This is a genomic window from Streptomyces sp. NPDC019890, assembly GCF_044903445.1.
Taxonomy (GTDB): domain Bacteria; phylum Actinomycetota; class Actinomycetes; order Streptomycetales; family Streptomycetaceae; genus Streptomyces.
Window position 1 is genome coordinate 293,374 of sequence record NZ_JBJDQK010000006.1, and the last position, 21,897, is coordinate 315,270.

A 21,897-nucleotide genomic window follows, 5' to 3' on the forward strand; every position below is an offset into this window, starting at 1 on the left:
GGTTCCGCGCCCGTACATCCCCTCCGTAACCTGTCATCCCAAGGAACTGGGCGGGGGACGTGGAACATTCTCAGAGTCAGAGCACCGGAGCAGGTCTACTGCTCGCCGGGCGGTACCGGCTGAGCGAGACCATCGGCAGCGGTGGCATGGGCAAGGTCTGGCGCGCACACGACGAGGTGCTGCACCGGATCGTCGCGGTCAAAGAGCTGACCGCCGGGCGTTATGTCTCCGAGGCCGACCGGATCGTCCTGCACGCCCGCACCCAGAAGGAGGCCCGGGCTGCGGCCCGGATCAGCCACCCCGGCGTCGTCACCGTCCATGATGTGCTCGAACACGACGACCGGCCCTGGATCGTCATGCAGTACGTCGACGGGCCCTCGCTCGCCGACGCGGCCAAGGAGTCCGGGCGCATACCCGCCACCGAAGCCGCCCGTATCGGACTCCATGTGCTGCGCGCGCTGGGCGCCGCGCACGCCGCAGGGGTGCTCCACCGGGACGTCAAGCCCGCGAACGTACTGCTCAACCGGGACGGCCGGGCGCTCATCACGGACTTCGGGATCGCCGCGATAGAGGGCGACGCGACCATCACCAGGACCGGCGAAATCGTCGGGTCCATCGACTACTTGGCCCCCGAGCGGGTGCGCGGCGGCGATCCCGGGCCCGCCTCCGACCTGTGGTCGCTGGGCGCGACGCTGTACACGGCGGTGGAGGGTGAGTCGCCGTTCCGGCGCTCGTCGCCGCTGTCCAGCATGCAGGCCGTCGTGGGCGAGGAGCCCCGCCACCCCGACAACGCGGGCCCGCTGGCGCCCGTCATCATGGCGCTGCTGCGCAAGGACCCCGCTGCCCGCCCGTCGGCAGCCGAGGCCGAGCAGATGCTGGCGGAAGCGATGGGAGAGCGCCGGGCAGCGCCGCGGAATGCGCCGGTGCCGCCCCAGCGGACCACTCAGGGGCACACCCGGCCCCAGACCACTCAGCTGCCGACGCCGACTCCGACGCCGCACGTTCCGGTACCCGCCGTCGGTCCCGACCCGGCCCCTGCCCCGAGGCCCAGGCGCAGTGGCCGGCTGCGCCGGGTGGCGCTCGTCGTCGTCCTCGCGGCCGTCGTCGGCGTCGGCGCGGGCTTCGCGGCCATGAAATACGCGCGCGGCGACAACGATGGCGCAGCGCCCACCGGCAACCAGTCGACGAAGCAGCCGGGGCAGTCCTCGGGCGTGCCGGACGGCTGGCGTCGCGTGGAGGACCCGGAGGGCTTCACCCTCTGGGTACCGGAGGGCTGGACGCGCCAGACGGACGGCGACCAGATCGACTACACACCCGACAACGGCCGCCACCGCATCCGGATCAGCAGCAACACGTCGCCCGACTTCGAGAATCCGTACATGCACATGCTGGACATGGAGAAGAGCCTCGAGAAGCGGCTTCCCCAGTACAAGAGGCTGAAGCTGGGGCCCAACACCTACCGCGACCAGACGAACTCCGCGCTCTGGGAGTTCACCTGGACCGAGAAGAAGACCTTCCCCGGTCCGCGGCGGGCCATTGACCAGATGTACGACGAGGACAACGGCACGGAGTACGCCCTGTACATGTCGGGTCCGGCCGATGACTGGGCGACGACCCGCGCGCAGTTCGACACCATGCTCCGTGGCTGGCGGCCTCCGGCATGATGGACGAAGGCTGATCGAGAGGGAGTTGCGTGTCCGAGGAAACGCGGCTGATCGCGGGCCGCTACCGGCTCCTGGACCGGCTGGGGCGCGGGGGCATGGGCACCGTCTGGCGCGCGGACGACGAGTTGCTGGGTCGTCGCGTGGCCGTCAAGGAGCTCCATCCGGAGGATGCACGGGGCGGGCGCAACGCGTCCCCGTACACCTCGACGGCTGCACCGCTGCGCGAGGCCCGTGCCGTCGCCCGGGTCAAGCATCCGCATGTGATCGTCGTCCATGACGTGGTCGTCGACGACGGACTTCCGTACATCGTCATGGAGCTGGTCGACGGCGGCTCGCTGGCCGAGCGGATCGCGCGCCGTGGTCCCGTCGATGTGGCGGAGGCGGCGCGTATCGGGCTTGCACTGCTCGGCGCGCTGCGGGCCGCGCACGAGCTCGGGGTGCTGCACCGTGATCTGAAGCCCGCCAACGTACTGATCGAGGAGTCCACCGGGCGGGTCGTGCTGACGGACTTCGGCATCGCACAGCTCGCCGGGTCCACGACGATCACCGATTCGGGGTCGTTCGTGGGATCGCCCGAGTACACCGCGCCGGAGCGGATGCAGGGCGTCACGGCGGGGCCCGAGTCGGATCTGTGGTCGCTGGGGGTGCTGCTGTGCGCGGCGGTGAGCGGTGAATCACCGTTCCGCCGGGACTCGTTGGGCGGCATTCTGCACGCGGTCGTCGAGGACGAGATCCGTCCGCCCGCGCAGGCCGCGCCGCTGCTGCCGGTCGTGCTGGGCCTCCTCGAACGGGATTCAAAAAGTCGGCTGGGCGCGACGCAGGCGGAGGAACTGCTGCGTACGTACGTCACAACGGGCGCGGTTCCCCTGCGTCACACCCCCACGAGGCAGGACACGCCGAGTGTGACCGCGGCACCGCCCCCTCCCACGCCCGCCCGTAACAGGCGTACGCCGTTGCTGGTCACGGCCGCCCTGGTGGCCGCCCTCGCCGGAGCGGGAGGGGCGGCTGTGGTTCTGCTCGGCGACGACGGAGGGAACACGGCGACATCGGTGCATCCGACCGTGAGCAGCACGCCGTCGATCCGTACGGCACAGTCACCGGCCGCGGACGCGAAGCCCACCCCCACCGTGACCGTCACCGCCCCAACGGCCGCCAGGCCCAAGGCGCCCGAGGGCTATCTCACTGTCGCGGACCCGGATGGTTTCGTGCTTACCGTCCCCGAGGGCTTCCTCCGTTCCGAGGACGACAAGCGCGTCTACTACATGGCGCCGGACAAGGGCATCAGGATCGGCGTACGCGTGCAGCCGGCCACCACCGACGGGCCGCTCGGCACGATGCGCCGCTCGGACGCCGACGGATCCAGCACCAACCCCGGCTACCGCGCCGGCAAGGTCACCCCCACCACACACAACGGACTGTCCGCCGCGCTGTGGGAGTTCACCTGGGACGGTTTCTCCACGGCGGAGGGGCCACGGCACACGTTCGACATCTGCTGGGACGAGGGCGGGAAGATGTACGACGTCTGGGTGTCCGCCCCGGTCGGCAAGGCCGACGAGGCGCGGCGGCACTTCGACACCATGCTGGACTCCTTCACCCTTCAAAGGTGACGCGGGGGCAGGATCTCTTCCGCGGTGTGCGCGACCGTCTGAAGCTCCGAAAACTGTCTGAAGCTCGGAAAAGCGGAGACGAGCCCCTGATCAGGGCTTATCTGCCAGCGATCGCTGGCACGGTGGTGAGGGCCGTGTGAAAAGCCGTTACCGGCGGGTACCCAAAGTTCCGGATGGCGCATACTCTCGCCCCCATGACGGACTCGCAGGCCCCCGCCGCCGCCCTCGGCACCAATCCGACAGCCGCCGCCCCGGCCGGTGCGCGCACCGCAGCCGACGTGGTCACCCCCGAGGTTGTCGCCCAGCTCACGCGCGGCGTGATCGGGTCCGGCCGTACCGCCAACCACACCCCGTTCACCGGGGAGAAGCTGGCGGACCTGCCCGAGTCCACACCCGAGGACGTGGCGGAGGCCTTCGAGCGCGCCCGCGCCGCCCAGCCCGCCTGGGCCGCGACCCCGGCCCGCGCCCGCGCCGCCGTGCTGCTCCGCTTCCACGACCTCGTACTCGAGCGCCAGGCCGAGGTGCTCGACCTGATCCAGCTGGAGACGGGCAAGGCCCGGCTGCACGCGCACGAAGAGGTCCTGGCCGTCGCGGTCGCCGCCCGCCACTACGGCCGCAAGGCCCCTGCGTATCTCAGGCCCAAGCGGCACACCGGCGTCGTACCCGTGCTCACCAGGACCACCGAACTGCGCCAGCCGCGCGGTGTCGTCGGCCAGATCGCGCCGTGGAACTACCCGTTCGAGCTCTCCGTCGGCGATGCGCTGCCCGCGTTCGTGTCCGGGAACGCCGTCGTGATGAAGCCCGACACGGAGACCGCGCTGACCGCCCTGTGGGCCCGCGATCTGCTGATCGAGGCGGGCCTGCCCGCCGAGGTCTTCCAAGTGGTCCTGGGCGAGGGCCCCGTCGTCGGCCCCGAGGTCGTCAAGCACGCGGACTATGTCTCCTTCACCGGCTCGACGCGCACCGGCCGCGAGGTCGCCCAGGGCGCGGCGGCCCGCCTCATCGGCGTCTCCCTCGAACTCGGCGGCAAGAACGCCATGCTGGTGCTGCATGACGCGGACATAGAGAAGGCCGCGGCCGGAGCGGTCCGCGCCTGCTTCTCCTCGGCCGGGCAGCTGTGCATCTCCATCGAGCGGCTGTACGTCCACGAGTCGATCGCGGACGAGTTCGTCGAGCGCTTTGCCGCCCGTACGAAGGCGATGCGCCTCGGCAAGTCCCTCGCGTACGGAGCCGACATGGGCTCCCTCGTCGGCGAGCGCCAGCTGGAGACCGTCAACCGCCATGTCGAGGAGGCCGTCGCCAAGGGCGCGACGCTCGTCGCGGGCGGCGTCGCCCGCCCCGACATCGGCCCGCTGTTCTACGAGCCCACCATCCTCGACGGCGTCGAGGCCCCGATGGCCGTCTGCACCGAGGAGACCTTCGGTCCTGTCGTCTCCATCTACCGCTTCAAGGACGAGGACGAGGTCGTCGAGCAGGCCAACGCGACTCCGTACGGCCTGAATTCGAGCGTCTGGACGCGCGACGGCCGCCGCGGCCACGCCATCGCCGCGAAGCTGCGCACCGGTACGGTCAACATCAACGAGGGGTATGCACCGGCGTACGGCAGCGTGCAGTCCCCGATGGGCGGGATGAAGGACTCCGGCCTCAGCCGGCGGCACGGCTCGGAGGGCATTCTCAAGTACACCGAGGCCCAGACGGTCGCCCAGCAGCGACTGCTCCCGCTGGCCCCGTCGCTGGGCATGGACGACGAGAAGTACGCGGCGTTCATGAGCCGGTCACTGAAGGCGATGAAGGCCCTGCGCCTGCGCTGACACAGCCCCTTACGCACCGAGGAGAGCCATGCCCGAGGTATCCCCTGCCCAGAATCAGGACGACTCGCTCAACGACGACTACGACTACGACGTCATCGTCGTCGGCTCGGGCTTCGGCGGCTCGGTCTCCGCGCTGCGGCTGACCGAGAAGGGCTACCGGGTCGGGGTCCTGGAGGCGGGCCGCCGCTTCACCCGCGAGACGCTGCCCAAGAACTCCTGGGACCTGCGTAACTTCCTGTGGGCCCCGGCCCTCGGCCTCTTCGGCATCCAGCGGATCCATCTGCTCGGCAATGTGATGGTGCTGGCGGGCGCGGGGGTGGGCGGCGGTTCGCTGAACTACGCCAACACCCTCTACGTACCGCCGAAGCCCTTCTTCGAGGACCCGCAGTGGAAGGACATCACCGACTGGCAGGAGGAGCTGACGCCGTACTACGACCAGGCCCGGCGCATGCTCGGGGTGCGGCTCAATCCGACGATGACGCCCTCGGACGTCCATCTCAAGGCGACCGCACAGGCCATGGGGATCGGCGACACCTTCCACCTGGCGCCGGTCGGAGTCTTCTTCGGGGACGGCGACGACGCCGACGGCAGGGCGAAGACGGCGCCGGGGACGGAGGTCGCCGACCCCTACTTCGGCGGCGCCGGGCCGTCCCGCAAGGCGTGTACCGAGTGCGGCGAGTGCATGACGGGCTGCCGCCACGGCGCCAAGAACACTCTCAACGAGAACTATCTCTATCTGGCCGAGAAGGCGGGCGCGGTCATCCACCCGATGACGTCGGTCGTCACCGTCACGGAGGACTCGCGGGGCGGCTTCGCCGTGCAGACCCTCCCGAGCGACAACAAGCGCAAGGGGAAGGGCCGTACGTTCACCGCTCAGCGCGTCGTCATCGCCGCGGGCACCTACGGCACCCAGACCCTCCTGCACCGGATGAAGGACGGCGGCCTGCTGCCGCGTATCTCGGCGCGGCTCGGCGAGCTGACCCGTACCAACTCCGAGGCAGTGGTGGGGGCGCAGACCGACAACCGGCGCTACCGCAAGCGGCACGGCGCGGAGAAGGTCGACTTCACGCGCGGAGTCGCGATCACGTCCTCGATCCACCCCGACGAGAACACCCATATCGAGCCGGTCCGCTACGGCAAGGGCTCGAACGCGATGGGTGGCATGACGGTTCTCCAGGTCCCCTACAGTTCACGGCGTGTCCTGTCCTGGCTCGGCAACTGCGCGCGCCACCCACTGCTTTCTCTCCGCTCGCTCTCGAACCGCCGCTGGTCGGAGCGGACCATCATCGGTCTTGTCATGCAGTCGCTGGACAACTCGCTGACCACATACCGCAAGTCGAAGGGCATCGGCAAGGGCCTGCTCACCGCCCGCCAGGGCCACGGCGCGCCCAATCCGAACCAGATCGCGGAGGCGACCCGCGCGGCCTCCCTGCTCGCCGAGGAGATCAACGGCTTCGCGGGCTCGAACATCGGTGAACTGATGGGCACCCCGCTGACCGCGCACTTCCTGGGCGGCTGTCCGATCGGTTCGTCCGCGGAAGCGGGCGTCATCGACCCGTACCACCGGCTGTACGGCCACCCGGGCATCTCGGTCGTGGACGGCGCGGCGGTCTCGGCGAACCTGGGCGTGAACCCCTCGCTGACAATCACGGCGCAGGCGGAGCGGGCGATGTCGTTCTGGCCCAACAAGGGCGAGGAGGACGCGCGCCCGGCGCAGGGGGCGGAGTACGAACGGCTCTCGGCGATCGCACCGAAGTCCCCGGCGGTCCCTGAATCGGCCTTCGGCGCGCTGAAGCTGCCGTTCCTGGGGATGCCGGCGGTCCCGCCGAAGAAGTAGGCCCGCGCCGTCTGGCCAAACGGGAACGGGCGAAGGCCGCTGCACCCCCCTCCGAGTGCAGCGGCCTTCTGGCTTTGCGGGCCTGGTGTTACGCGGTGGCGTCACCGCTGCGGCGGCGCTTCATCGCGAAGACGACACCGGCACCGGCGACGATGGCGATGCCACCGGCGATCCCGACGGTCGGCAGCATGGAGCTGGAACCGGTGGTCGCGAGGTTGCCCTGCGGCTGGATCTGCGTGTTGCCGGCCGGCTTCGACGGCACCGGCTTCTTGCCACCCTCCTGCGGCTCCGCGTCGTCGACGTCACCGGGCTCGCTGTCGGCGGCGAGGATGTCGAACTCGTAGTACGACTCGTCGTCGGAGAAGACGCAGTTGCCCTTGTCGTCGGCGTAGATGCCGATGCTGATGGCGTAGCCGAAGCCGGCCGGGGCGGTCTTGTCGACGCTGAGGCGCAGGTCGATGGAGAAGGACTCCTTCGCCTTGACGTCGGTGTAGCCGAGGTAACCGGCTCCCTCGTCGTTCACATCGAGGGAGATGTCGGTCCACTCGCCGGACTCGGGGTCCTTGTACTGGAGGGAGAGGTGGCCGGTGACCTCGTTCCAGGTGTCCTCGTCGACCTGAGCGGCGAAGACGCCGAGGTCCACGCGCTTGTAGCTGTTCTTGCCCTTGTTGTTGACGTTCAGCTTGAACTGGTGGAAGCCGCTACCCGCGACGATCTTCGACGGCAGGCCGCTGAGGCTGGTCTGCAGGTTCTTGTCGAACGACGGCTCGGCGTCCACGTCGCACGGGAACTCGTCCGGAGCGCTGGCCGACGGGCTCGGCGCGGTGGTGGACGGGGCGGTGCTGGGGGCTGTGCTGTTGCCCGCCGCCGGGGTGCTCGGAGCGTCCGACGCGACGCTCGGCGTCGCCGCCGCAGTGCTCGGGGCGTCCGAGGGGCCGCTCGGCGTCGCGGCCGGGCTGCTCGGCGCCTCGGCCGACGGCGACGTCTCGGCCGTCGGGGTTTCCGTCGCGAACGCGGCCGGAGCCGACAGGAGCGCGACGGGTGCTATGACAGCAGTCGCTGCAGCGACGGCCATAGCGCGGCGAAGCTTCATTAAAGACCTCAGTGAAGTCCGGCGTACCACTTGACGCGGCACGGAATCTGGAGGCCGTCCGAGGTGGGGGTGCACGGGTGGGGCCGTTGGTACGCATAGATGACCTGTGAATGGCCGGAATGGTTGCCCCCGCTTTCACAGAAAACTTATGTGTCCCGCGTCACATGCCGTCCCGGCCTTGAGTCGGCAGCGCCTGCGAGGCGACGCGAGCAGGAGGTCGGCTGCCGTTCGGTCTCGCGCACCTGACCCGTGCATGCGGGCGTCCCAGAGCAAGGGCCCCGCGGACGCATGATCCGCAGGGCCCTTGGCCGTCAGCACCGACGTCAGGGCGGCGCCGGTGCCGAGGTGCGGCGCCGGGGGGTAGCGCCGCTTTGGGAGGGTCGCCGACCCGGCGCACTCGCGGCGCACGGGTGGTATCGACCTTTGGCAGTTGTGGTGGCGCAGAGGGACGCGCCTGTCTTGGCATCGTGCTGGACCGGCTGCGCAGTGCGCAACCGTTTCGACCGGATGCGGTCGGCCCCGGGCGTCCCCGGAGCCGACCGCCCTTGGGGTGACCGGGCTGCTGTCCCCTGCCGACCGGTCACGCACGCTGGGGCGAGGTCCCACGACGTACCTGCAGTACGTCACACGCTCCAGCGGAGCCACGCGTGGTTTTCTTCGAGGTCCGCACCTGGCTGGCACGGTCACCGGTACCAACGAAGCCCCGCCGGGCCCGGTCACGTGCCGTACGGGTGAGGATGCGCCCGAACTCAGATACGGCCTCAGATCCGGCCCCGGCAGAGCTCGAGCAGCGTCATCGCGAGCGCCGTTCCCGGCTTTCCGAGCGCGTCGCGGAAATGGCCGAGAACCTCCATCTCGCGCGACAGATTGACCCGGCGGCCGCCGGAGGAGATGCGCGCCTCCTGGATGACGGCCGAGACCGCCATCCGTTCCTGTACGAGACCGATGATCCGGTCGTCGAGTGCGTCGATCCGCTCGCGCGCGCCGGTGATCAGATCCGCGGCCTCTTCGGTACGGGCGCCGGTCTTCTCGGTGACGGTCTTCTCCGTGACGGTCATGTCTGAGGGCTCCTTGTGTCGGGGCGGCGGCCCCGGAGCGACAGTGCCCGGAGATGACAGAACGCCCCGGGCCTTGTCGGCCCGGGGCGCCTGGGAAGTTGCTTGTCAGTGGCTCAAGCAGCACGACCATGGCAGCCGGACGGGCCGGTGCCATAGGTAAAGACGAAGGTCAGCTGCTTGTGCATGGGAGCAGTATGGACCGCCCGCCGACCCTGGCCAAAGCCTGGTTCGGATGGTGAGACGAAAAGCGGCCCCGCCACGCCGGTAGAATCGGCAGAACCGACCCCCTCCCACCGCCGGAAGGCCGCCAGTGTCATCAGCGTCCCCCGCTGCCGCGCCAGACCACTCCAACCCGGACGTAGTCCTCGTTGTCGACTTCGGCGCGCAGTACGCCCAGCTCATCGCCCGCCGCGTCCGTGAGGCCCGGGTCTACAGCGAGATCGTCCCGTCCACGATGCCGGTGGCCGAGATGCTGGCCAAGAAGCCGAAGGCGATCATCCTCTCCGGCGGCCCCTCCTCCGTGTATGCGGAAGGCGCCCCGCGCCTGGACCGCGAGCTCTTCGAGGCCGGGGTCCCGGTCTTCGGCATGTGCTACGGCTTCCAGCTGATGGCGACGACGCTCGGCGGCACCGTCGACAACACGGGCGCGCGCGAGTACGGCCGTACGCCGCTGCATGTCTCCAAGACCGGCTCCACGCTCTTCGAGGGCACCCCGGCCGAGCAGTCGGTGTGGATGTCCCACGGCGACGCCTGCTCGGCGGCTCCCGAGGGCTTCACCGTCACCGCGTCCACGGACGTCGTGCCGGTCGCGGCCTTCGAGAACGACGAGAAGAAGCTGTACGGCGTGCAGCACCACCCCGAGGTGATGCACTCCACCTACGGCCAGCAGGTCCTGGAGCACTTCCTCTACCGGGGCGCCGGCATCGAGCCGACCTGGACCACCGGCAATGTCATCGAGGAGCAGGTCGCGGTGATCCGCGAGCAGGTCGGCAGCAAGCGGGCCATCTGCGGGCTGTCCGGCGGAGTCGACTCCGCGGTCGCGGCCGCGCTGGTGCAGAAGGCCATCGGCTCTCAGCTGACCTGCGTGTACGTCGACCACGGCCTGATGCGCAAGGGCGAGACCGAGCAGGTCGAGAAGGACTTCGTCGCGGCGACCGGCGTGCAGCTGAAGGTCGTCGACGCGCAGGAGCGGTTCCTGAACGCGCTGGCCGGGGTCTCCGACCCCGAGGAGAAGCGCAAGACCATCGGACGCGAGTTCATCCGGGTCTTCGAGCAGGCGCAGGCCGAGATCATCGCCGAGGCCGCGCACGGCGAGGACGTCGCGTTCCTGGTGCAGGGCACGCTCTACCCGGACGTGGTCGAGTCCGGCGGCGGCACCGGCACCGCGAACATCAAGTCCCACCACAACGTCGGCGGCCTGCCCGAGGACCTCGAGTTCGAGCTCGTCGAGCCGCTGCGCAAGCTGTTCAAGGACGAGGTCCGGATGGTCGGCCAGGAGCTCGGCCTGCCGGAGGAGATCGTCCAGCGCCAGCCCTTCCCGGGCCCGGGCCTTGGCATCCGTATCGTCGGCGAGGTGACCAAGGACCGGCTCGACCTGCTGCGCGAGGCGGACGCGATCGCCCGCGAGGAGCTGACGGCGGCCGGTCTGGACCGTGACATCTGGCAGTGCCCGGTGGTGCTGCTCGCCGATGTGCGGTCGGTGGGCGTGCAGGGCGACGGGCGTACGTACGGCCACCCGATCGTGCTCCGGCCCGTCTCGTCCGAGGACGCGATGACGGCGGACTGGACGCGGATGCCGTACGACGTGCTGGCGAAGATCTCGACGCGGATCACCAACGAGGTGGCCGACGTCAACCGCGTGGTGCTGGATGTGACCAGCAAGCCGCCGGGCACGATCGAGTGGGAGTGACCTTTCTCTAGGTCAACGTCGACGCCGTCGCTCATTCGTTTGAGTGGCGGCGTTGGCGTATGGGCTGGGTACGCTGACCGTACGGCCCAGAATCCCGTCCATGGGAGGAACCATGACCGCTGAGATCGCGCACCCCTGGCCGGTGCCGCCGCAGGACGGTTACACCGTGGACGACCTGCTGACGCTGCCCGACCTCCCGCCGCACACGGAGTTGATCGACGGGAGCCTGGTCTTCGTGAGTCCGCAGAGGAGTTTTCACAGTTTGGTGAACGACCTGTTGATGTATGGCCTGCGCAGGACGGTGCCCGATGACCTGCGGGTGCGGCGGGAGATGACTGTGGTGATCAACAAGCGCCAGGGGCCGGAGCCGGACGTCTCGGTGATTCGGGCGGAGGCTGTGACCAGTTCAAACGAGACGCATTACAACGCGAAGGATGTCGTACTCGTAGTCGAGACGGTGTCACCGGACTCGGAGGAGCGCGACCGCAAGCGCAAGCCGCAGCTGTACGCGGAGGCGGGCATCCCGCACTTTTGGCGGGTGGAGTACGGCGAGGGCGGCCGCCCGGTCGTGTACGTCTACGAATTGGACCCGGCGACGAAGGCGTACGCCCCCTCCGGCATCCACCACGACCGGCTCAAGCTCTCCGTTCCCTTCACCATCGACATCGATCTGGCGGAGATCGACAACCTGTAGCCCCGTCAGCTCTCTTCGGGCTTCTCCAGTTCGAAGTCGTCGTAGTGGAACCCCGGCGCCACGATGCAACTGACCAGCACCGGCTCCGTGCCCGCCGGGTCCGCCGACTGCCAGACGCCCGCGGGGACCAGGAGCTGTGGCTGTTCGCCCGCCTCGACCGAGGGACCCAGCGTCAGGGTCCTGGCTTCGCCCGGCTCGTTGTCCGAGCCGCCGAGGTGGAGCTGGAGCGGGCCGCCGCGGTGCCAGAGCCAGAGTTCGTCGGAGCGTACGCGGTGCCAGCGCGACCTCTCGCCGGGATGCAGCAGGAAGTAGATGCCGGTGGCGTACGCGCGGGGGCCCGGGTAGCCGGGCGGGGTCGTCGAGCCCGCGGTCTTCCAGGTCTCCCGGAACCAGCCGCCCTCCACGTGTCGTTCGAGGCCGAGGAGCTGGACCAGCTCAGATGTCGTGTCGGTCATGAGCGCATTCTCGTACAAGGTGCGTGAAGTCTCTGGTCACTTGCGGTACCCGGAGGTAGCTTCCCGGCCATGACCGATCCGGCCATCAGTGTGTCGCCCGCCCCCGTCCCCGTCGAGCAGTTGCGATTCGCCATGCCGCCCGTGCACGAGTCGCTGGTGGACGAGCGGGCGTACCGCAAGCAGCGGCTCGCCGGGGCACTGCGGCTCTTCGGGCGGTTCGGTTACGAGGAGGGGGTTTCCGGCCATATCACCGCGCGGGACCCGGAGTTCACCGACTGCTTCTGGGTGAATCCCTTCGGCGTGCCGTTCGCGCATGTCACGGCCGGTGACCTGGTCCTGGTCAACGAGGCCGGGCAGGTCGTCGTGGGCCGCCACCACGTCAACCAGGCGGCGTTCGCCGTACACGCGCAGGTGCACCGCGTCCGGCCCGACGTCGTCGCCGTCGCGCACACCCACTCGGTGCACGGGCGGGCGCTGGCCGCGCTCGGTGAGCTGATCGAGCCGATCACGCAGGAGGCCTGCGCCTTCTACGAGGATCACGCGCTGGTCGACGCGTACACCGGGGTGGTCGTCGACGAGGCGGAGGGGCGGCGGATCGCGGACGCACTCGGCGCGTACAAGGCCGTGATCCTGCGCAATCACGGGCTGCTGACGGTCGGCGACTCGGTCGACGCGGCGGCCTGGTGGTTCATCTCCATGGAGCGCTGCGCCCAGGTGCAGCTCGCGGCGCGGGCCGCGGGCAAGCCGGTGATGATCGAGCAGCGGGACGCGATGGCCACGCGCGAGCAGCTCGGCAGCGATCTGGTCGCGTGGATCAACTACCAGCCGTTGTGGCGGCAGATCAGCCGCGCGGAGCCCGAGCTGCTTCAATAGGCGCGCAGTCAATCGAGTGGCGGCACGTTCACCCTCTGTGGCCTCCTGCGCCGGAGTGTGCGCCCCTCTCGTACGGCACAATTCCCATGAATTACTGGGAAGTTCACTCGGTACGGGGCGGGGAAGGCGGCGTCGGTCGTGGCGGTGCAAGAAGCAGGACAGTGTGACGAATGCACGCACGGCGGACGGGAAGGGCATAGGCGGGCCGTGGCCGCCTTCCTCGCCAAGCGGGACGAGCTGGCCGCCGGGCAGGGGCTGCCCGCCGCCGTCGCCCACTCGCCCGGCGCCTCGCGCCAGTGGGTGTCCGACGAGCTGACCCAGTCGGCCCGCGCCGTCGCCGACCGCAGCCGCCTGGCGGGTGAGGCCTGGCTCCAACTGGTGTGGCGGCGCTCGCTGTTCGCCGTGTGGGCGGGCGTCGTCGCGCTGGCGCTCGGACAGGCCGTGACCGCGATCGGCGCGGGCTGGACCGGAAGCCGGACGGCCGGGCTGCTCGCCGTGGTGGCCGTCGGCGCTCTGCTGACCGCGGCCGCCCGGCTGCACCGGGAGCGCGGCGGGGTGCTCGCCCCGCTGATCGGCGAGGACAACCGCCTCTCCACCTCACGCGCCGTCGCCGCCGCCTGGGTACTCCTGATCGTCTTCGCGGTGCTGGTGCTCGCCCTTCAGCTCGCCGGGGCCTCCGCCCCCGCCGACCGGGACGCGCTGATCGAAGGGCTCGACCTGGCCCGGGGCGCGGGCATGCTCTCCGTCCTCGCGCTCGTGTGCGCGATCGCCGTCGTCGTACGCCGCGTGGTGGCCGTACGCGTCGTCGGCCAGCGGTTGCAGAAGGTGCGCGCCGACCGCCCCCGTCTCGCCGATCTGCTCTGCGACGACGGCGGCCGCGGCAGCTTCGCCGATGCCCAGTACGCGCTGGTGAACGCCGTCGCGGTGGTCTTCGCGCTGGTACGGCTGGCCCGCCGGCCCGAGCAGCTGCCCGATCTGCCGTGGGGGCTCGCGCTGCTGGTGGCGGTCTCGGCGGCGACGTACTTCGCCGGAAAGTACGCGGAGGGCGGCCGGCCCGTCGTGCTCTCGGTCGTCCGGGCCCGTGAGGTGGGCGATCTGGACGCCCCCATCCGCACCGGTGACGACATCGAGATCCGCGGCTCGGGCTTTGTGCCGCCGGGCGCGGGCGCTCCCGACCGGCTCGCCCGTCTGGTCGTACGGATCGGTGCGGTGCACGTCCATGTCCCGCTGATCCCGGTGCCCGGCGGCTTCGCCAACCCTTCGGACACGGTGCTCACCGTGCCGGTCCCGGCTGAGGTCGAGCCGGGGCAGGTGGACATCCAGGTGGTGACCGCGGCCGGCCTGGAGAGCAACAGCTGCCGCATCGAGGTGACGGACTGACCGCTGCCCGGGCGGTTGTCACAGAGTGAGCCGCATGCCTGGTGAGCCGGGCGGCTTCGTCGTACGTATGGTCAGTTGACGGGTCTACCCGAAGGCGGGACCAGTAATGACACACACATATCGGACGACGTCCACCTACGGCACGGTCGACGGCGGGCGCGGCGGCCTCAGGGAGCGGGCAAGTCGTTACGCCCTGCTGCCGCTGCGCATCTTCCTCGGCGTGACCTTCATTTATGCGGGCATCGACAAGCTCACGGACAGCCAGTTCCTGGCCGCGAGCGGGAACGGCTCCATCGGCGATCTGATGCGCAGCGTGCGCGACACCTCCGCCGTGCCCGCCCTTGTCGACCTTGCGCTCAAGAGCCCCGAGGGCTTCGGCTACGCGATCGCCTTCGGTGAGCTCGCCGTGGGCATCGGCACCCTTGTCGGGCTGCTGGCCCGGCTCGCCGCGCTCGGCGGCGCGCTCATCTCGCTGAGCCTGTGGCTGACGGTGAGCTGGCAGACCGAGCCCTACTACTACGGCAATGACCTCGCCTATCTGATGGCCTGGCTGCCGTTGGTGCTCGCCGGTGCCGCGGTGTTCTCCCTCGACGCCCTGCTGGCCGACCGGCGGCGCCGAATGCCGTAGTGCACCCAGGTCACCGCCCCGGCCAGGAACAGACCGCCGAAGACGACCGGGAAGACCACGAACCAGGGTGTCTGCCAGGAGCCGGCCGCGTCGCCCGCGTACAGCAGCGCCGCGGCCAGCACCGCCACGCCCGCGACCAGCTTGCCCGGCCGGAAGCCATGCCGGAATTCACGACGCGGCACGGGTCACCTCCACCTGTCCGATGCCGATTTCGAGACGGAGCTCCACAGTGCCCGACGGCTTCGCGCCGGCGGGCGCGGGCAGCGTCAGCTGCCGCTCCTGTCCGGGGGCGACGTCGATGTCGTTCGCCGCGTCGTCGGGGAGGCGGATGTCGCCGAAGCCCGCCTCGGCCCACAGCTTCACCGGTGCGTCCTTCGGCACCACGACCTTCAGCTGTCCGGCCCCGACCTCCGCCCTCGTCGACACCGTCTGCCCCTTGGGTACGGCGAGGGAGGACAGGTCCAGCGTGGCGACGCCGGAGCCGAGTTCGTAGCGCTGCTGGACGGCGGCGACGGAGGCAGGCTTCCAGTCCGTACGCACCCAGTGGGTGCTGATCTCCTTGGGCAGGGCCGCGGCGCCCGCCAGCAGCACCGCCGTGACCGCCGTCATCAGGATCGTGCCGAAGCCGGTACGGCCGAGCAGCGAGCTGACCAGCAGACCCAAGCCGAACACCGCCAGCGCGCAGACCAGACCGATCTGCAGGCTTGTGCCCAGCGGATGGCCGTCCCAGCTGAGCCCGGTACCCAGGCCGCCCGCCACCAGAGCGTTGAGAAAGACCATGCCGCCGATACCGCGCGGGCCGCGCGTCTGCGGGGGCGCAGCCGGCGTACGCCGCCGGGGCGGCGCAGCGGCCGCCTCGGCCGTCGCCTCCTCCGGGCCCCACAGATAGCCGGTCGCCACCGGGCCCGTCGTGCCGTCCTTCACGATCGGGTCGCGCCACCACGAAGGGCTGCCGGGCGTGGGCGGAGCCTTCGTCTCGGGCGGCGCCTCGGCCACCGCGTGTGCCGTCGCCGGATCCAGCGCGGCGCCGTCGGGCGCGGCGATCCGGCGCCGCTGCGACCACACGGCCGCGCCGACGACCGCGATGGAGAGCATGGCGGCGAAGGCGAGCATCCCGCCGTTGCTCAGCATCGTGAGAAACACTCCGCAGCCGATCAGGGCGAGAAAGACGGCGGTCAGCGACGCGCCCTCGACGCGGCCCGAGAGCAGCCTGCGCACCTCGTTCTCGTCCTCGCCCTCATAAGGGATCAGCAGCCAGGCGAAGCCGTAGAAGATCAGGCCGAGGCCACCGGTCACGGAGAGCACGCCGATCACGATCCGGAAGATCACCGGGTCGATGTCGCAGTACCGGCCGAGACCGCCGCAGACACCCGCCACCACCTTCTGGTCCGGGGCGCGGCGCAGGTACGCCTCGGGCGGCGCGTCCGGCTGCACCTGAGGCGGAGTGGTCGGCTGAGTCATACGTCCATGGTGACGGGCCCCGCGCCGCCGTGGCACCCGGGCCGACCCTGGCACTTCCCTGATATCGGCCCCTGCTCTCAGGGTCGGTTTGGGGGACGCCCCTGATACCGCGGCCTGCCCGTGCATGTGACGATCGGGGCATGCCAGTCGTCACGCCCCGACCCGCCGGTTCCTCCCGCGCCCCCGTGCCGGAGGAGCAGCCGCTGCGCAAGCTGTACCGCAGCGCCGACGGCCGGATGCTCGGCGGCGTGGCGCGCGGCCTCGCCGGACATCTGGGCCTGCCCGTCATCTGGGTACGTCTCGTCTTCCTCGGCCTGTTCATGGCCGACGGCCTCGGTGTGCTGCTGTACGCGGTGTTCTGGATCGTCGTGCCGCTCGGGGTGGGGGGCCGGACCGCCGAGCCGCGTTCCGTCTTCGAGGCCACCGCCGACGGCCGGCGCCGGCTGCGCAAGCCCGACAAGGGGCAGCTGTTCGCCATGGTCGCGCTGATGATCGGCGCGGCGATTTTCGTCGGCAATGTGAACATGGGCGGCAACGCCAACCGCTATATCTGGCCGATCCTGCTGGTCGGCGCCGGTGTGGTGCTGGTGTGGCGGCAGGCGGACAACGCCCGGCGCGCCCGCTGGACCGAAGTGGGCCGCCGCCGCAGACTGCTGCAGCTCGGCCGCGCGCTCGCGGGTGTGGCGCTGGTCGGCATGGGACTGACCGTCTTCATAGTGGTGCGCGGCTCCGCCGCCCAGCTCGGCAACGTACTGACCGCGGCGATAGCCGTCATCGCGGGAATGGCCCTGCTCGCCGGGCCCTGGCTGGTGCGGATGACCCAGGACCTCTCGGAGGAGCGGACGATGCGCATCCGGGCCCAGGAACGTGCCGAGGTCGCGGCCCACGTCCATGACTCCGTACTGCACACCCTCACCCTGATCCAGCGGAACGCCGACGAGGCGTCGGAGGTGCGCCGCCTCGCCCGCGCCCAGGAGCGCGAGCTGCGCAACTGGCTCTACAAGCCGGAGGGCACCGGCAAGGACGAGGACGAGGAACCGGACACCCTCGCCGAGGCGGTGAAGAAGGCCGCCGCCGAGGTCGAGGACAAGCACGGTGTCCCGCTGGAGGTCGTGGTCGTCGGCGACTGCCCGCTGGACGAGAAACTGGCCGCACAGATGCAAGCCGCACGCGAGGCGATGGTCAATGCGGCGAAGTACGGTGGCGAGGGCGGGGCCGTCCAGGTCTACGCGGAGGTCGAGGGTCGTACGGTCTTCGTCTCCGTACGCGACAGAGGACCCGGATTCGATCCGGATTCGGTGCCCCAGGACCGTATGGGCGTAAGAGAATCGATCATCGGCCGGATGCAGCGCAACGGCGGGACGGCACGGCTTCGCTCGGTGCCCGGCGGGGGCACCGAGGTCGAGCTGGAGATGGAGAGGGCGGGCGAATGACCACCGAGAACGAGGCTGCGGGAGAGACTGCCGGGCGGCACGTACGGGTTGTGCTCGTCGACGACCACCGGATGTTCCGCACCGGAGTGCAGGCCGAAATCGGCCAGACCGACCGCACCGGCGTCGAGGTGGTCGGCGAGGCCGCCGACGTCGACCAGGCGGTCACCGTGATCACGGCGACGCGGCCCGAAGTCGTGCTGCTGGACGTGCATCTGCCGGGCGGCGGCGGGGTGGAGGTGCTGCGCCGCTGCGCCTCGCTGATGGCGGCGGCGGAGGATCCCGTGCGGTTCCTGGCGCTGTCCGTCTCGGACGCCGCCGAGGACGTCATCGGGGTGATCCGGGGCGGCGCCCGCGGCTATGTCACCAAGACGATCACGGGTACCGACCTGGTCGACTCGATCTTCCGGGTGCAGGACGGCGACGCGGTCTTCTCGCCGCGCCTGGCGGGCTTCGTACTGGACGCCTTCGCCTCGACGGACGCGCCGCCTGTGGACGAGGACCTGGATCGGCTCACTCAGCGCGAGCGCGAAGTGCTGCGGCTGATCGCGCGCGGATACGCGTACAAGGAAATCGCGAAGCAACTGTTCATCTCGGTGAAGACGGTCGAGTCGCATGTGTCCGCCGTACTGCGGAAGCTGCAGCTCTCGAACCGGCACGAATTGACGCGATGGGCGACCGCTCGACGGCTGGTTTAGGCCCCGTTGTGAGGTAACCGGTACATAGGCGGGCAACCGTCTACGCCGAGTTCACCTCTTGTTGTGCGTGATGAATTTGACGGGGAACACCTTCTTCGTGATCACGATCGTCCTGGTCGTGATCGCCGTGCTGCTGCCGCTGCTGCTGTGGGGCCGGCTGCGCGGACCCGCCCTGGTGCGGGGCGTGATCCGGCTTGTCATGGTGCTCTTCGCGCAGGCGACGGCGGTCACGGTGGTGTTCGTGGCGGTCAACAACGCCAATGGCCTCTACGACAGCTGGGACGATCTGCTCGGCACGTCGGGTCATGTCGACGCCGCGAACGACCTCGGACCGAACGGCATGGGCGGCAAGCAGATCTCCGCCCTGCCGAAGGTGCTCCAGAAGTTCGAGAAGGTCGACGATCCCAAACTCGGCAGCGGGCTGGTGCGCACCGAGCTCAAGGGCTCCATTTCGGGGGTGCAGGGCGAGGTGTACGTCTGGCTGCCGCCGCAGTACCACGACCCCGCCTACCGCAATAGGAAGTTCCCCGTCGTCGAGGTCATGTCCGGTTTCCCCGGCTCCTCGAAGAACTGGTTCCGGACGCTGAAGTTCCAGGACCGGGTCCAGCCGCTCATCGAGTCGGGCCGGGTCGCGCCCTTCATCCTGGTCTCGCCGCGGACCATGCTGGGCGACAAGGACACCGGATACGCGAACATACCGGGCAAGGTGAATGCGGACAGCTGGCTCACCGTCGACGTACGCAAGATGGTCGCCGACAACTTCCGGGTGTCGCTCGGTCCCGAGAACTGGGCGATCGCGGGCTACTCGGCGGGTGCCCACGGCGCGGCCAAACTGGCCCTCGCGCACCCCGACCGCTACAGCGCGGCCGTCAGCTTCTCCGGGTACAACGACCCGGCCGCCGAACACGGATCGCTGACCGCGTCGGACCCGAATCTGCGGCGCGAGAACAACGTGCTGCACATCCTGAAGTCGGCGAAGACCCCGCCGCGCGTCTCGCTGCTGGTGACGGGGGAGGGCGCGGACGGGTATCTGCCCGGGCTCTCGCTCCAGCGGGTGGCCAAGCCGCCGACGAGGATCGATCTGCGGGCGACGACGGGCGGGCATGTCACCCCCGTGTGGAGCAGGCAGCTGCCGTACGCGTTCCAGTGGCTGACGAAGCGAATGAACCTGCAGGGCTGGGGCCAGGGGCAGCAGGGCCCGGGGCAGAGCCAGGGCGACGCTCCTGAGGACCAGGTGCTCACCCCCAGCGGCCTACTGGAGTGACATGTCGGCCTTCTCGCCGACCCGCCGGTAGCCGATCCCCGCGTAGATCCGCTCGATGTCCACATCGCCGGGCTCCAGCCAGACCACCCGGCAGCCACGGTCGAACGCGGCGGCGGTGAGGTAGGCGGAGAGCGCCGCGCCGATGCCCCGGCGGCGGTGTGAGGAGGCGACCGCGAGGCCGCAGAGCTCGGTCAGCCCGTCGACCGGGACCGAGCAGCCGCCCGCGGCGACCGGGGTGCCGTCCTTGTCGTCGACCGCGAACGCCGCGACTCCGCCGCCCTCCTGGGCCGTGCGCAGCCAATTGATCTCGCCCTCGGTGGGCCCGCCCGTCTGCCCGTACGCGAGATGCTGCACTCCGGCAGCGGCGTGGTACTCGGCGTCGTCGGACGGTTCGACGATCGTGATCCCGTCCACCGGCTTCGGCTCGACGAGACCGCCGGGCACGACCGCGAGGAGCGGCGCCCGGTTCTCCACGGCGAACCCGGCAGCCAGCAGGGCGGGTTCGACCTCGGGCGCGCAGGCCGGCAGAAACTCGAGGCGCGGTACGCGATCGAGCTCGCGGAACGTCTCGACGAGCGCGTCGATGTCCTCGCGCGTCGGGGTGGCGCCCTCGTCCGGTATCGCGTAATTGGCGGGCGGAATGGACCAGTCCGGGTTGTAGCGGACGACGAAGGGGCCCACCCGCCGGTGGTCGGGGGAGCGCAGCGTCAGCGCCCGGACGGAACTCTGCAGGTCGTTGTGTACGTCGAGGTCCATTCGGCGGATGCTATGCCACCCGCGTCGCGCCCGCGAAGGGCATTTGGTCGATCGGCGCGACACGCACGGGAGCGCCGGGGCGCGGCGCGTGGATCATCTGGCCGCCGCCGATGTAGAGGCCGACATGGCTGATGCCGGAGTAGAAGAACACCAGGTCACCGGGGGCGAGTTGGGAGCGGGACACCCGCTGTCCCGCGTTGATCTGGGTGTATGTGGTGCGGGGCAGCGAGACACCGGCGGAGCGCCAGGCGGCCTGGACGAGCCCGGAACAGTCGTAGGAGGTGGGCCCGGTCGCGCCCCAGACGTACGGCTTGCCGAGCGCTCCGTAGGCGTAGGCGACGGCCTGGGCGGCACGGGAGTTGGGGGCCCTGAGGGAGCCGCGGGACACGGCGGAGCGGTCGGCGCGCGTGGCCTCGGGGGAGCCGCTCTGGTAGAAGCCACGCTGCTCGGCGGGAAGCCGGGCCAGCAGGCTCTGGGCGGCCGAGAGCTTCTCCTGGACGGTCGCCTTGTGCCTGGCCAGCTCACGCTGGCGGTCCTTGAGCGCATCAAGCCGGTGGCCGGCCTCGGCCCGCAACCGGGCGATGTCCACGAGCTGTTGGTGCACCCCGGCGATGGCGTTCGCCTGCCGCTCGCCGACGCGCTCGGCGAGCGCGGCCCGCTCCAGATACTCGTCGGGGTCGGAGCTCAGCGCGAGCTGCAGCCCGGGGTCGATGCCGCCGGCGCGGTACTGGGCGGTGGCCACCGAACCCAGGGCGTTGCGCGAGGTGTTGAGCCGCTCGGTCCTGCGGACGGCCTCGTCGCGCAGCGTGTCCACCGACGTGCGCGCGCTCGCGGTCCGCTCCTTGGCCCCGTTGTACCGCTCGGTGGCGGCCTCCGCCTCCTGGTAGAGCCTGTCGACCTTGGCCTTGATCTGCGCGGGGGTGAGAGAGGGCTCGGCGTGCCCGGTGCCGTCGAACGCGGTGGCGGTCGCAGCCCCGGCAAGCGCAATCGTTGCGGCGGTCCGGGCGGCGGGCCCGCTGAGCGGATGCTGCTTGGCTTTCCGGTGCGCTGCCACGAGGGCGTCCACGTCCTTCCGTCGTTCCTGCGGTCCGAGTTCGGGTCCGACTCCGGGCGGGGTCCGGGTCGGGCCGGCGGCGGTCCGCACAGGGGGAGCGTCCCGCCGCCGGTATTTCTCGGCGGTGATGTCCGACGGCCGCCCGGGGAGCGCGGCGGCGATGGAGAGTCGGTCACCTGGGGAAGGACGCTAAACCTGAGAGTCACGGGAAGGCGGCGCAAGGAC

Annotated in this window: 19 protein-coding genes; 12 read left to right on the top strand and 7 right to left on the bottom strand. The window is 70.3% G+C overall.

Translation table 11 applies throughout. The features are described 5' to 3' along the window. Positions 1–59: 59 nt before the first annotated feature. From ACI2LP_RS19005 to ACI2LP_RS19020, 4 genes are all read left to right on the top strand, one after another. A complete protein-coding gene (locus ACI2LP_RS19005) occupies positions 60–1,664 on the top strand; it encodes a serine/threonine-protein kinase (protein WP_404725630.1) in 1,605 nt (534 codons plus the stop codon). A 29-nt stretch (positions 1,665–1,693) separates the two neighbouring features. Next, positions 1,694–3,271 (top strand): serine/threonine-protein kinase, encoded by a 1,578-nt coding sequence (locus tag ACI2LP_RS19010; RefSeq protein WP_404725631.1) that lies wholly within the window; start codon positions 1,694–1,696, stop codon positions 3,269–3,271. A 194-nt stretch (positions 3,272–3,465) separates the two neighbouring features. Continuing rightward, positions 3,466–5,082 carry a succinic semialdehyde dehydrogenase gene (locus ACI2LP_RS19015; protein WP_404725632.1) on the top strand — a complete coding sequence of 539 codons (1,617 nt, stop codon included), beginning with the start codon at positions 3,466–3,468 and terminating at the stop codon, positions 5,080–5,082. A gap of 28 nt (positions 5,083–5,110) precedes the next feature. Next, positions 5,111–6,919 carry a GMC oxidoreductase gene (locus ACI2LP_RS19020; RefSeq protein ID WP_404725633.1) on the top strand — a complete coding sequence of 603 codons (1,809 nt, stop codon included), beginning with the start codon at positions 5,111–5,113 and terminating at the stop codon, positions 6,917–6,919. A gap of 88 nt (positions 6,920–7,007) precedes the next feature. On the opposite strand, the gene ACI2LP_RS19025 is transcribed toward ACI2LP_RS19020, so the two are convergent. Then, complete coding sequence (locus ACI2LP_RS19025; protein WP_404725634.1) at positions 7,008–7,994, bottom strand: hypothetical protein; 987 nt, start codon at positions 7,992–7,994, stop codon at positions 7,008–7,010. 779 nt (positions 7,995–8,773) lie between these two features. Beyond that, the gene (locus ACI2LP_RS19030) at positions 8,774–9,070 is read right to left on the bottom strand and encodes a chorismate mutase (RefSeq protein WP_404725635.1); all 297 of its coding nucleotides are present in this window, start codon (positions 9,068–9,070) and stop codon (positions 8,774–8,776) included. 310 nt (positions 9,071–9,380) lie between these two features. Here ACI2LP_RS19030 and guaA point away from each other — a divergent pair, with 310 nt between their 5' ends. Together guaA and ACI2LP_RS19040 are read left to right on the top strand one after the other, a co-directional pair. Continuing rightward, on the top strand, positions 9,381–10,979 hold the full coding sequence (gene guaA, locus ACI2LP_RS19035; RefSeq protein ID WP_404725636.1) for a glutamine-hydrolyzing GMP synthase: 1,599 nt from the start codon (positions 9,381–9,383) through the stop codon (positions 10,977–10,979). A gap of 112 nt (positions 10,980–11,091) precedes the next feature. Next, positions 11,092–11,673 carry a Uma2 family endonuclease gene (locus tag ACI2LP_RS19040; protein WP_404725637.1) on the top strand — a complete coding sequence of 194 codons (582 nt, stop codon included), beginning with the start codon at positions 11,092–11,094 and terminating at the stop codon, positions 11,671–11,673. A gap of 5 nt (positions 11,674–11,678) precedes the next feature. Here ACI2LP_RS19040 and ACI2LP_RS19045 read toward each other — a convergent pair whose 3' ends face one another. Continuing rightward, a complete protein-coding gene (locus ACI2LP_RS19045; RefSeq protein ID WP_404725638.1) occupies positions 11,679–12,128 on the bottom strand; it encodes a cupin domain-containing protein in 450 nt (149 codons plus the stop codon). A gap of 69 nt (positions 12,129–12,197) precedes the next feature. Between ACI2LP_RS19045 and ACI2LP_RS19050 the strand changes: the two genes are divergently transcribed. The 3 genes from ACI2LP_RS19050 to ACI2LP_RS19060 all read left to right on the top strand — a co-directional run bounded on the left by ACI2LP_RS19050 (position 12,198) and on the right by ACI2LP_RS19060 (position 15,009). Further along, on the top strand, positions 12,198–13,001 hold the full coding sequence (locus tag ACI2LP_RS19050; protein WP_404725639.1) for a class II aldolase/adducin family protein: 804 nt from the start codon (positions 12,198–12,200) through the stop codon (positions 12,999–13,001). A 138-nt stretch (positions 13,002–13,139) separates the two neighbouring features. Then, positions 13,140–14,381 carry a hypothetical protein gene (locus tag ACI2LP_RS19055; RefSeq protein ID WP_404725640.1) on the top strand — a complete coding sequence of 414 codons (1,242 nt, stop codon included), beginning with the start codon at positions 13,140–13,142 and terminating at the stop codon, positions 14,379–14,381. Between the two features lie 106 nt (positions 14,382–14,487). Beyond that, positions 14,488–15,009: a DoxX family protein gene (locus ACI2LP_RS19060; RefSeq protein WP_404725641.1), complete on the top strand. Its 522-nt coding sequence runs from the start codon at positions 14,488–14,490 to the stop codon at positions 15,007–15,009. Here the strand turns inward: ACI2LP_RS19060 and ACI2LP_RS19065 are convergent. Continuing rightward, a complete protein-coding gene (locus ACI2LP_RS19065) occupies positions 14,916–15,191 on the bottom strand; it encodes a hypothetical protein (RefSeq protein ID WP_404725642.1) in 276 nt (91 codons plus the stop codon). The genes ACI2LP_RS19060 and ACI2LP_RS19065 overlap by 94 nt on opposite strands. After that, complete coding sequence (locus ACI2LP_RS19070; protein WP_404725643.1) at positions 15,178–16,470, bottom strand: PspC domain-containing protein; 1,293 nt, start codon at positions 16,468–16,470, stop codon at positions 15,178–15,180. Before ACI2LP_RS19070 ends, ACI2LP_RS19065 begins: the two co-directional genes overlap by 14 nt. 140 nt (positions 16,471–16,610) lie before the next feature. Between ACI2LP_RS19070 and ACI2LP_RS19075 the strand changes: the two genes are divergently transcribed. The 3 genes from ACI2LP_RS19075 to ACI2LP_RS19085 all read left to right on the top strand — a co-directional run bounded on the left by ACI2LP_RS19075 (position 16,611) and on the right by ACI2LP_RS19085 (position 19,862). Next, positions 16,611–17,903: a PspC domain-containing protein gene (locus ACI2LP_RS19075; RefSeq protein WP_404725644.1), complete on the top strand. Its 1,293-nt coding sequence runs from the start codon at positions 16,611–16,613 to the stop codon at positions 17,901–17,903. Further along, positions 17,900–18,598, top strand: a complete 699-nt coding sequence (locus ACI2LP_RS19080; protein WP_404725645.1) for a LuxR C-terminal-related transcriptional regulator — start codon at positions 17,900–17,902, stop codon at positions 18,596–18,598. Before ACI2LP_RS19075 ends, ACI2LP_RS19080 begins: the two co-directional genes overlap by 4 nt. A gap of 70 nt (positions 18,599–18,668) precedes the next feature. Continuing rightward, entirely contained in the window at positions 18,669–19,862 is a 1,194-nt protein-coding gene (locus ACI2LP_RS19085; protein ID WP_404725646.1) for an alpha/beta hydrolase, read from the top strand. Here ACI2LP_RS19085 and ACI2LP_RS19090 read toward each other — a convergent pair. Together ACI2LP_RS19090 and ACI2LP_RS19095 are read right to left on the bottom strand one after the other, a co-directional pair. Continuing rightward, complete coding sequence (locus ACI2LP_RS19090; protein WP_404725647.1) at positions 19,851–20,618, bottom strand: GNAT family N-acetyltransferase; 768 nt, start codon at positions 20,616–20,618, stop codon at positions 19,851–19,853. The genes ACI2LP_RS19085 and ACI2LP_RS19090 overlap by 12 nt on opposite strands. Before the next feature lie 10 nt (positions 20,619–20,628). Further along, positions 20,629–21,672, bottom strand: a complete 1,044-nt coding sequence (locus ACI2LP_RS19095) for an NlpC/P60 family protein (protein ID WP_404725811.1) — start codon at positions 21,670–21,672, stop codon at positions 20,629–20,631. Positions 21,673–21,897 lie beyond the last annotated feature (225 nt).

What these genes read in the sequence shown, in the direction of transcription:
- ACI2LP_RS19015 (WP_404725632.1), top strand. Translation starts at nt 3,466, where the DNA reads ATGACGGACTCGCAGGCCCCCGCCGCCGCCCTCGGCACCAATCCGACA.
- ACI2LP_RS19020 (WP_404725633.1), top strand. Translation starts at nt 5,111, where the DNA reads ATGCCCGAGGTATCCCCTGCCCAGAATCAGGACGACTCGCTCAACGAC.
- ACI2LP_RS19025 (WP_404725634.1), bottom strand. Translation starts at nt 7,994, where the DNA reads ATGGCCGTCGCTGCAGCGACTGCTGTCATAGCACCCGTCGCGCTCCTG.
- ACI2LP_RS19030 (WP_404725635.1), bottom strand. Translation starts at nt 9,070, where the DNA reads ATGACCGTCACGGAGAAGACCGTCACCGAGAAGACCGGCGCCCGTACC.
- ACI2LP_RS19040 (WP_404725637.1), top strand. Translation starts at nt 11,092, where the DNA reads ATGACCGCTGAGATCGCGCACCCCTGGCCGGTGCCGCCGCAGGACGGT.
- ACI2LP_RS19045 (WP_404725638.1), bottom strand. Translation starts at nt 12,128, where the DNA reads ATGACCGACACGACATCTGAGCTGGTCCAGCTCCTCGGCCTCGAACGA.
- ACI2LP_RS19050 (WP_404725639.1), top strand. Translation starts at nt 12,198, where the DNA reads ATGACCGATCCGGCCATCAGTGTGTCGCCCGCCCCCGTCCCCGTCGAG.
- ACI2LP_RS19060 (WP_404725641.1), top strand. Translation starts at nt 14,488, where the DNA reads ATGACACACACATATCGGACGACGTCCACCTACGGCACGGTCGACGGC.
- ACI2LP_RS19070 (WP_404725643.1), bottom strand. Translation starts at nt 16,470, where the DNA reads ATGACTCAGCCGACCACTCCGCCTCAGGTGCAGCCGGACGCGCCGCCC.
- ACI2LP_RS19075 (WP_404725644.1), top strand. Translation starts at nt 16,611, where the DNA reads ATGCCAGTCGTCACGCCCCGACCCGCCGGTTCCTCCCGCGCCCCCGTG.
- ACI2LP_RS19080 (WP_404725645.1), top strand. Translation starts at nt 17,900, where the DNA reads ATGACCACCGAGAACGAGGCTGCGGGAGAGACTGCCGGGCGGCACGTA.
- ACI2LP_RS19085 (WP_404725646.1), top strand. Translation starts at nt 18,669, where the DNA reads ATGAATTTGACGGGGAACACCTTCTTCGTGATCACGATCGTCCTGGTC.
- ACI2LP_RS19090 (WP_404725647.1), bottom strand. Translation starts at nt 20,618, where the DNA reads ATGGACCTCGACGTACACAACGACCTGCAGAGTTCCGTCCGGGCGCTG.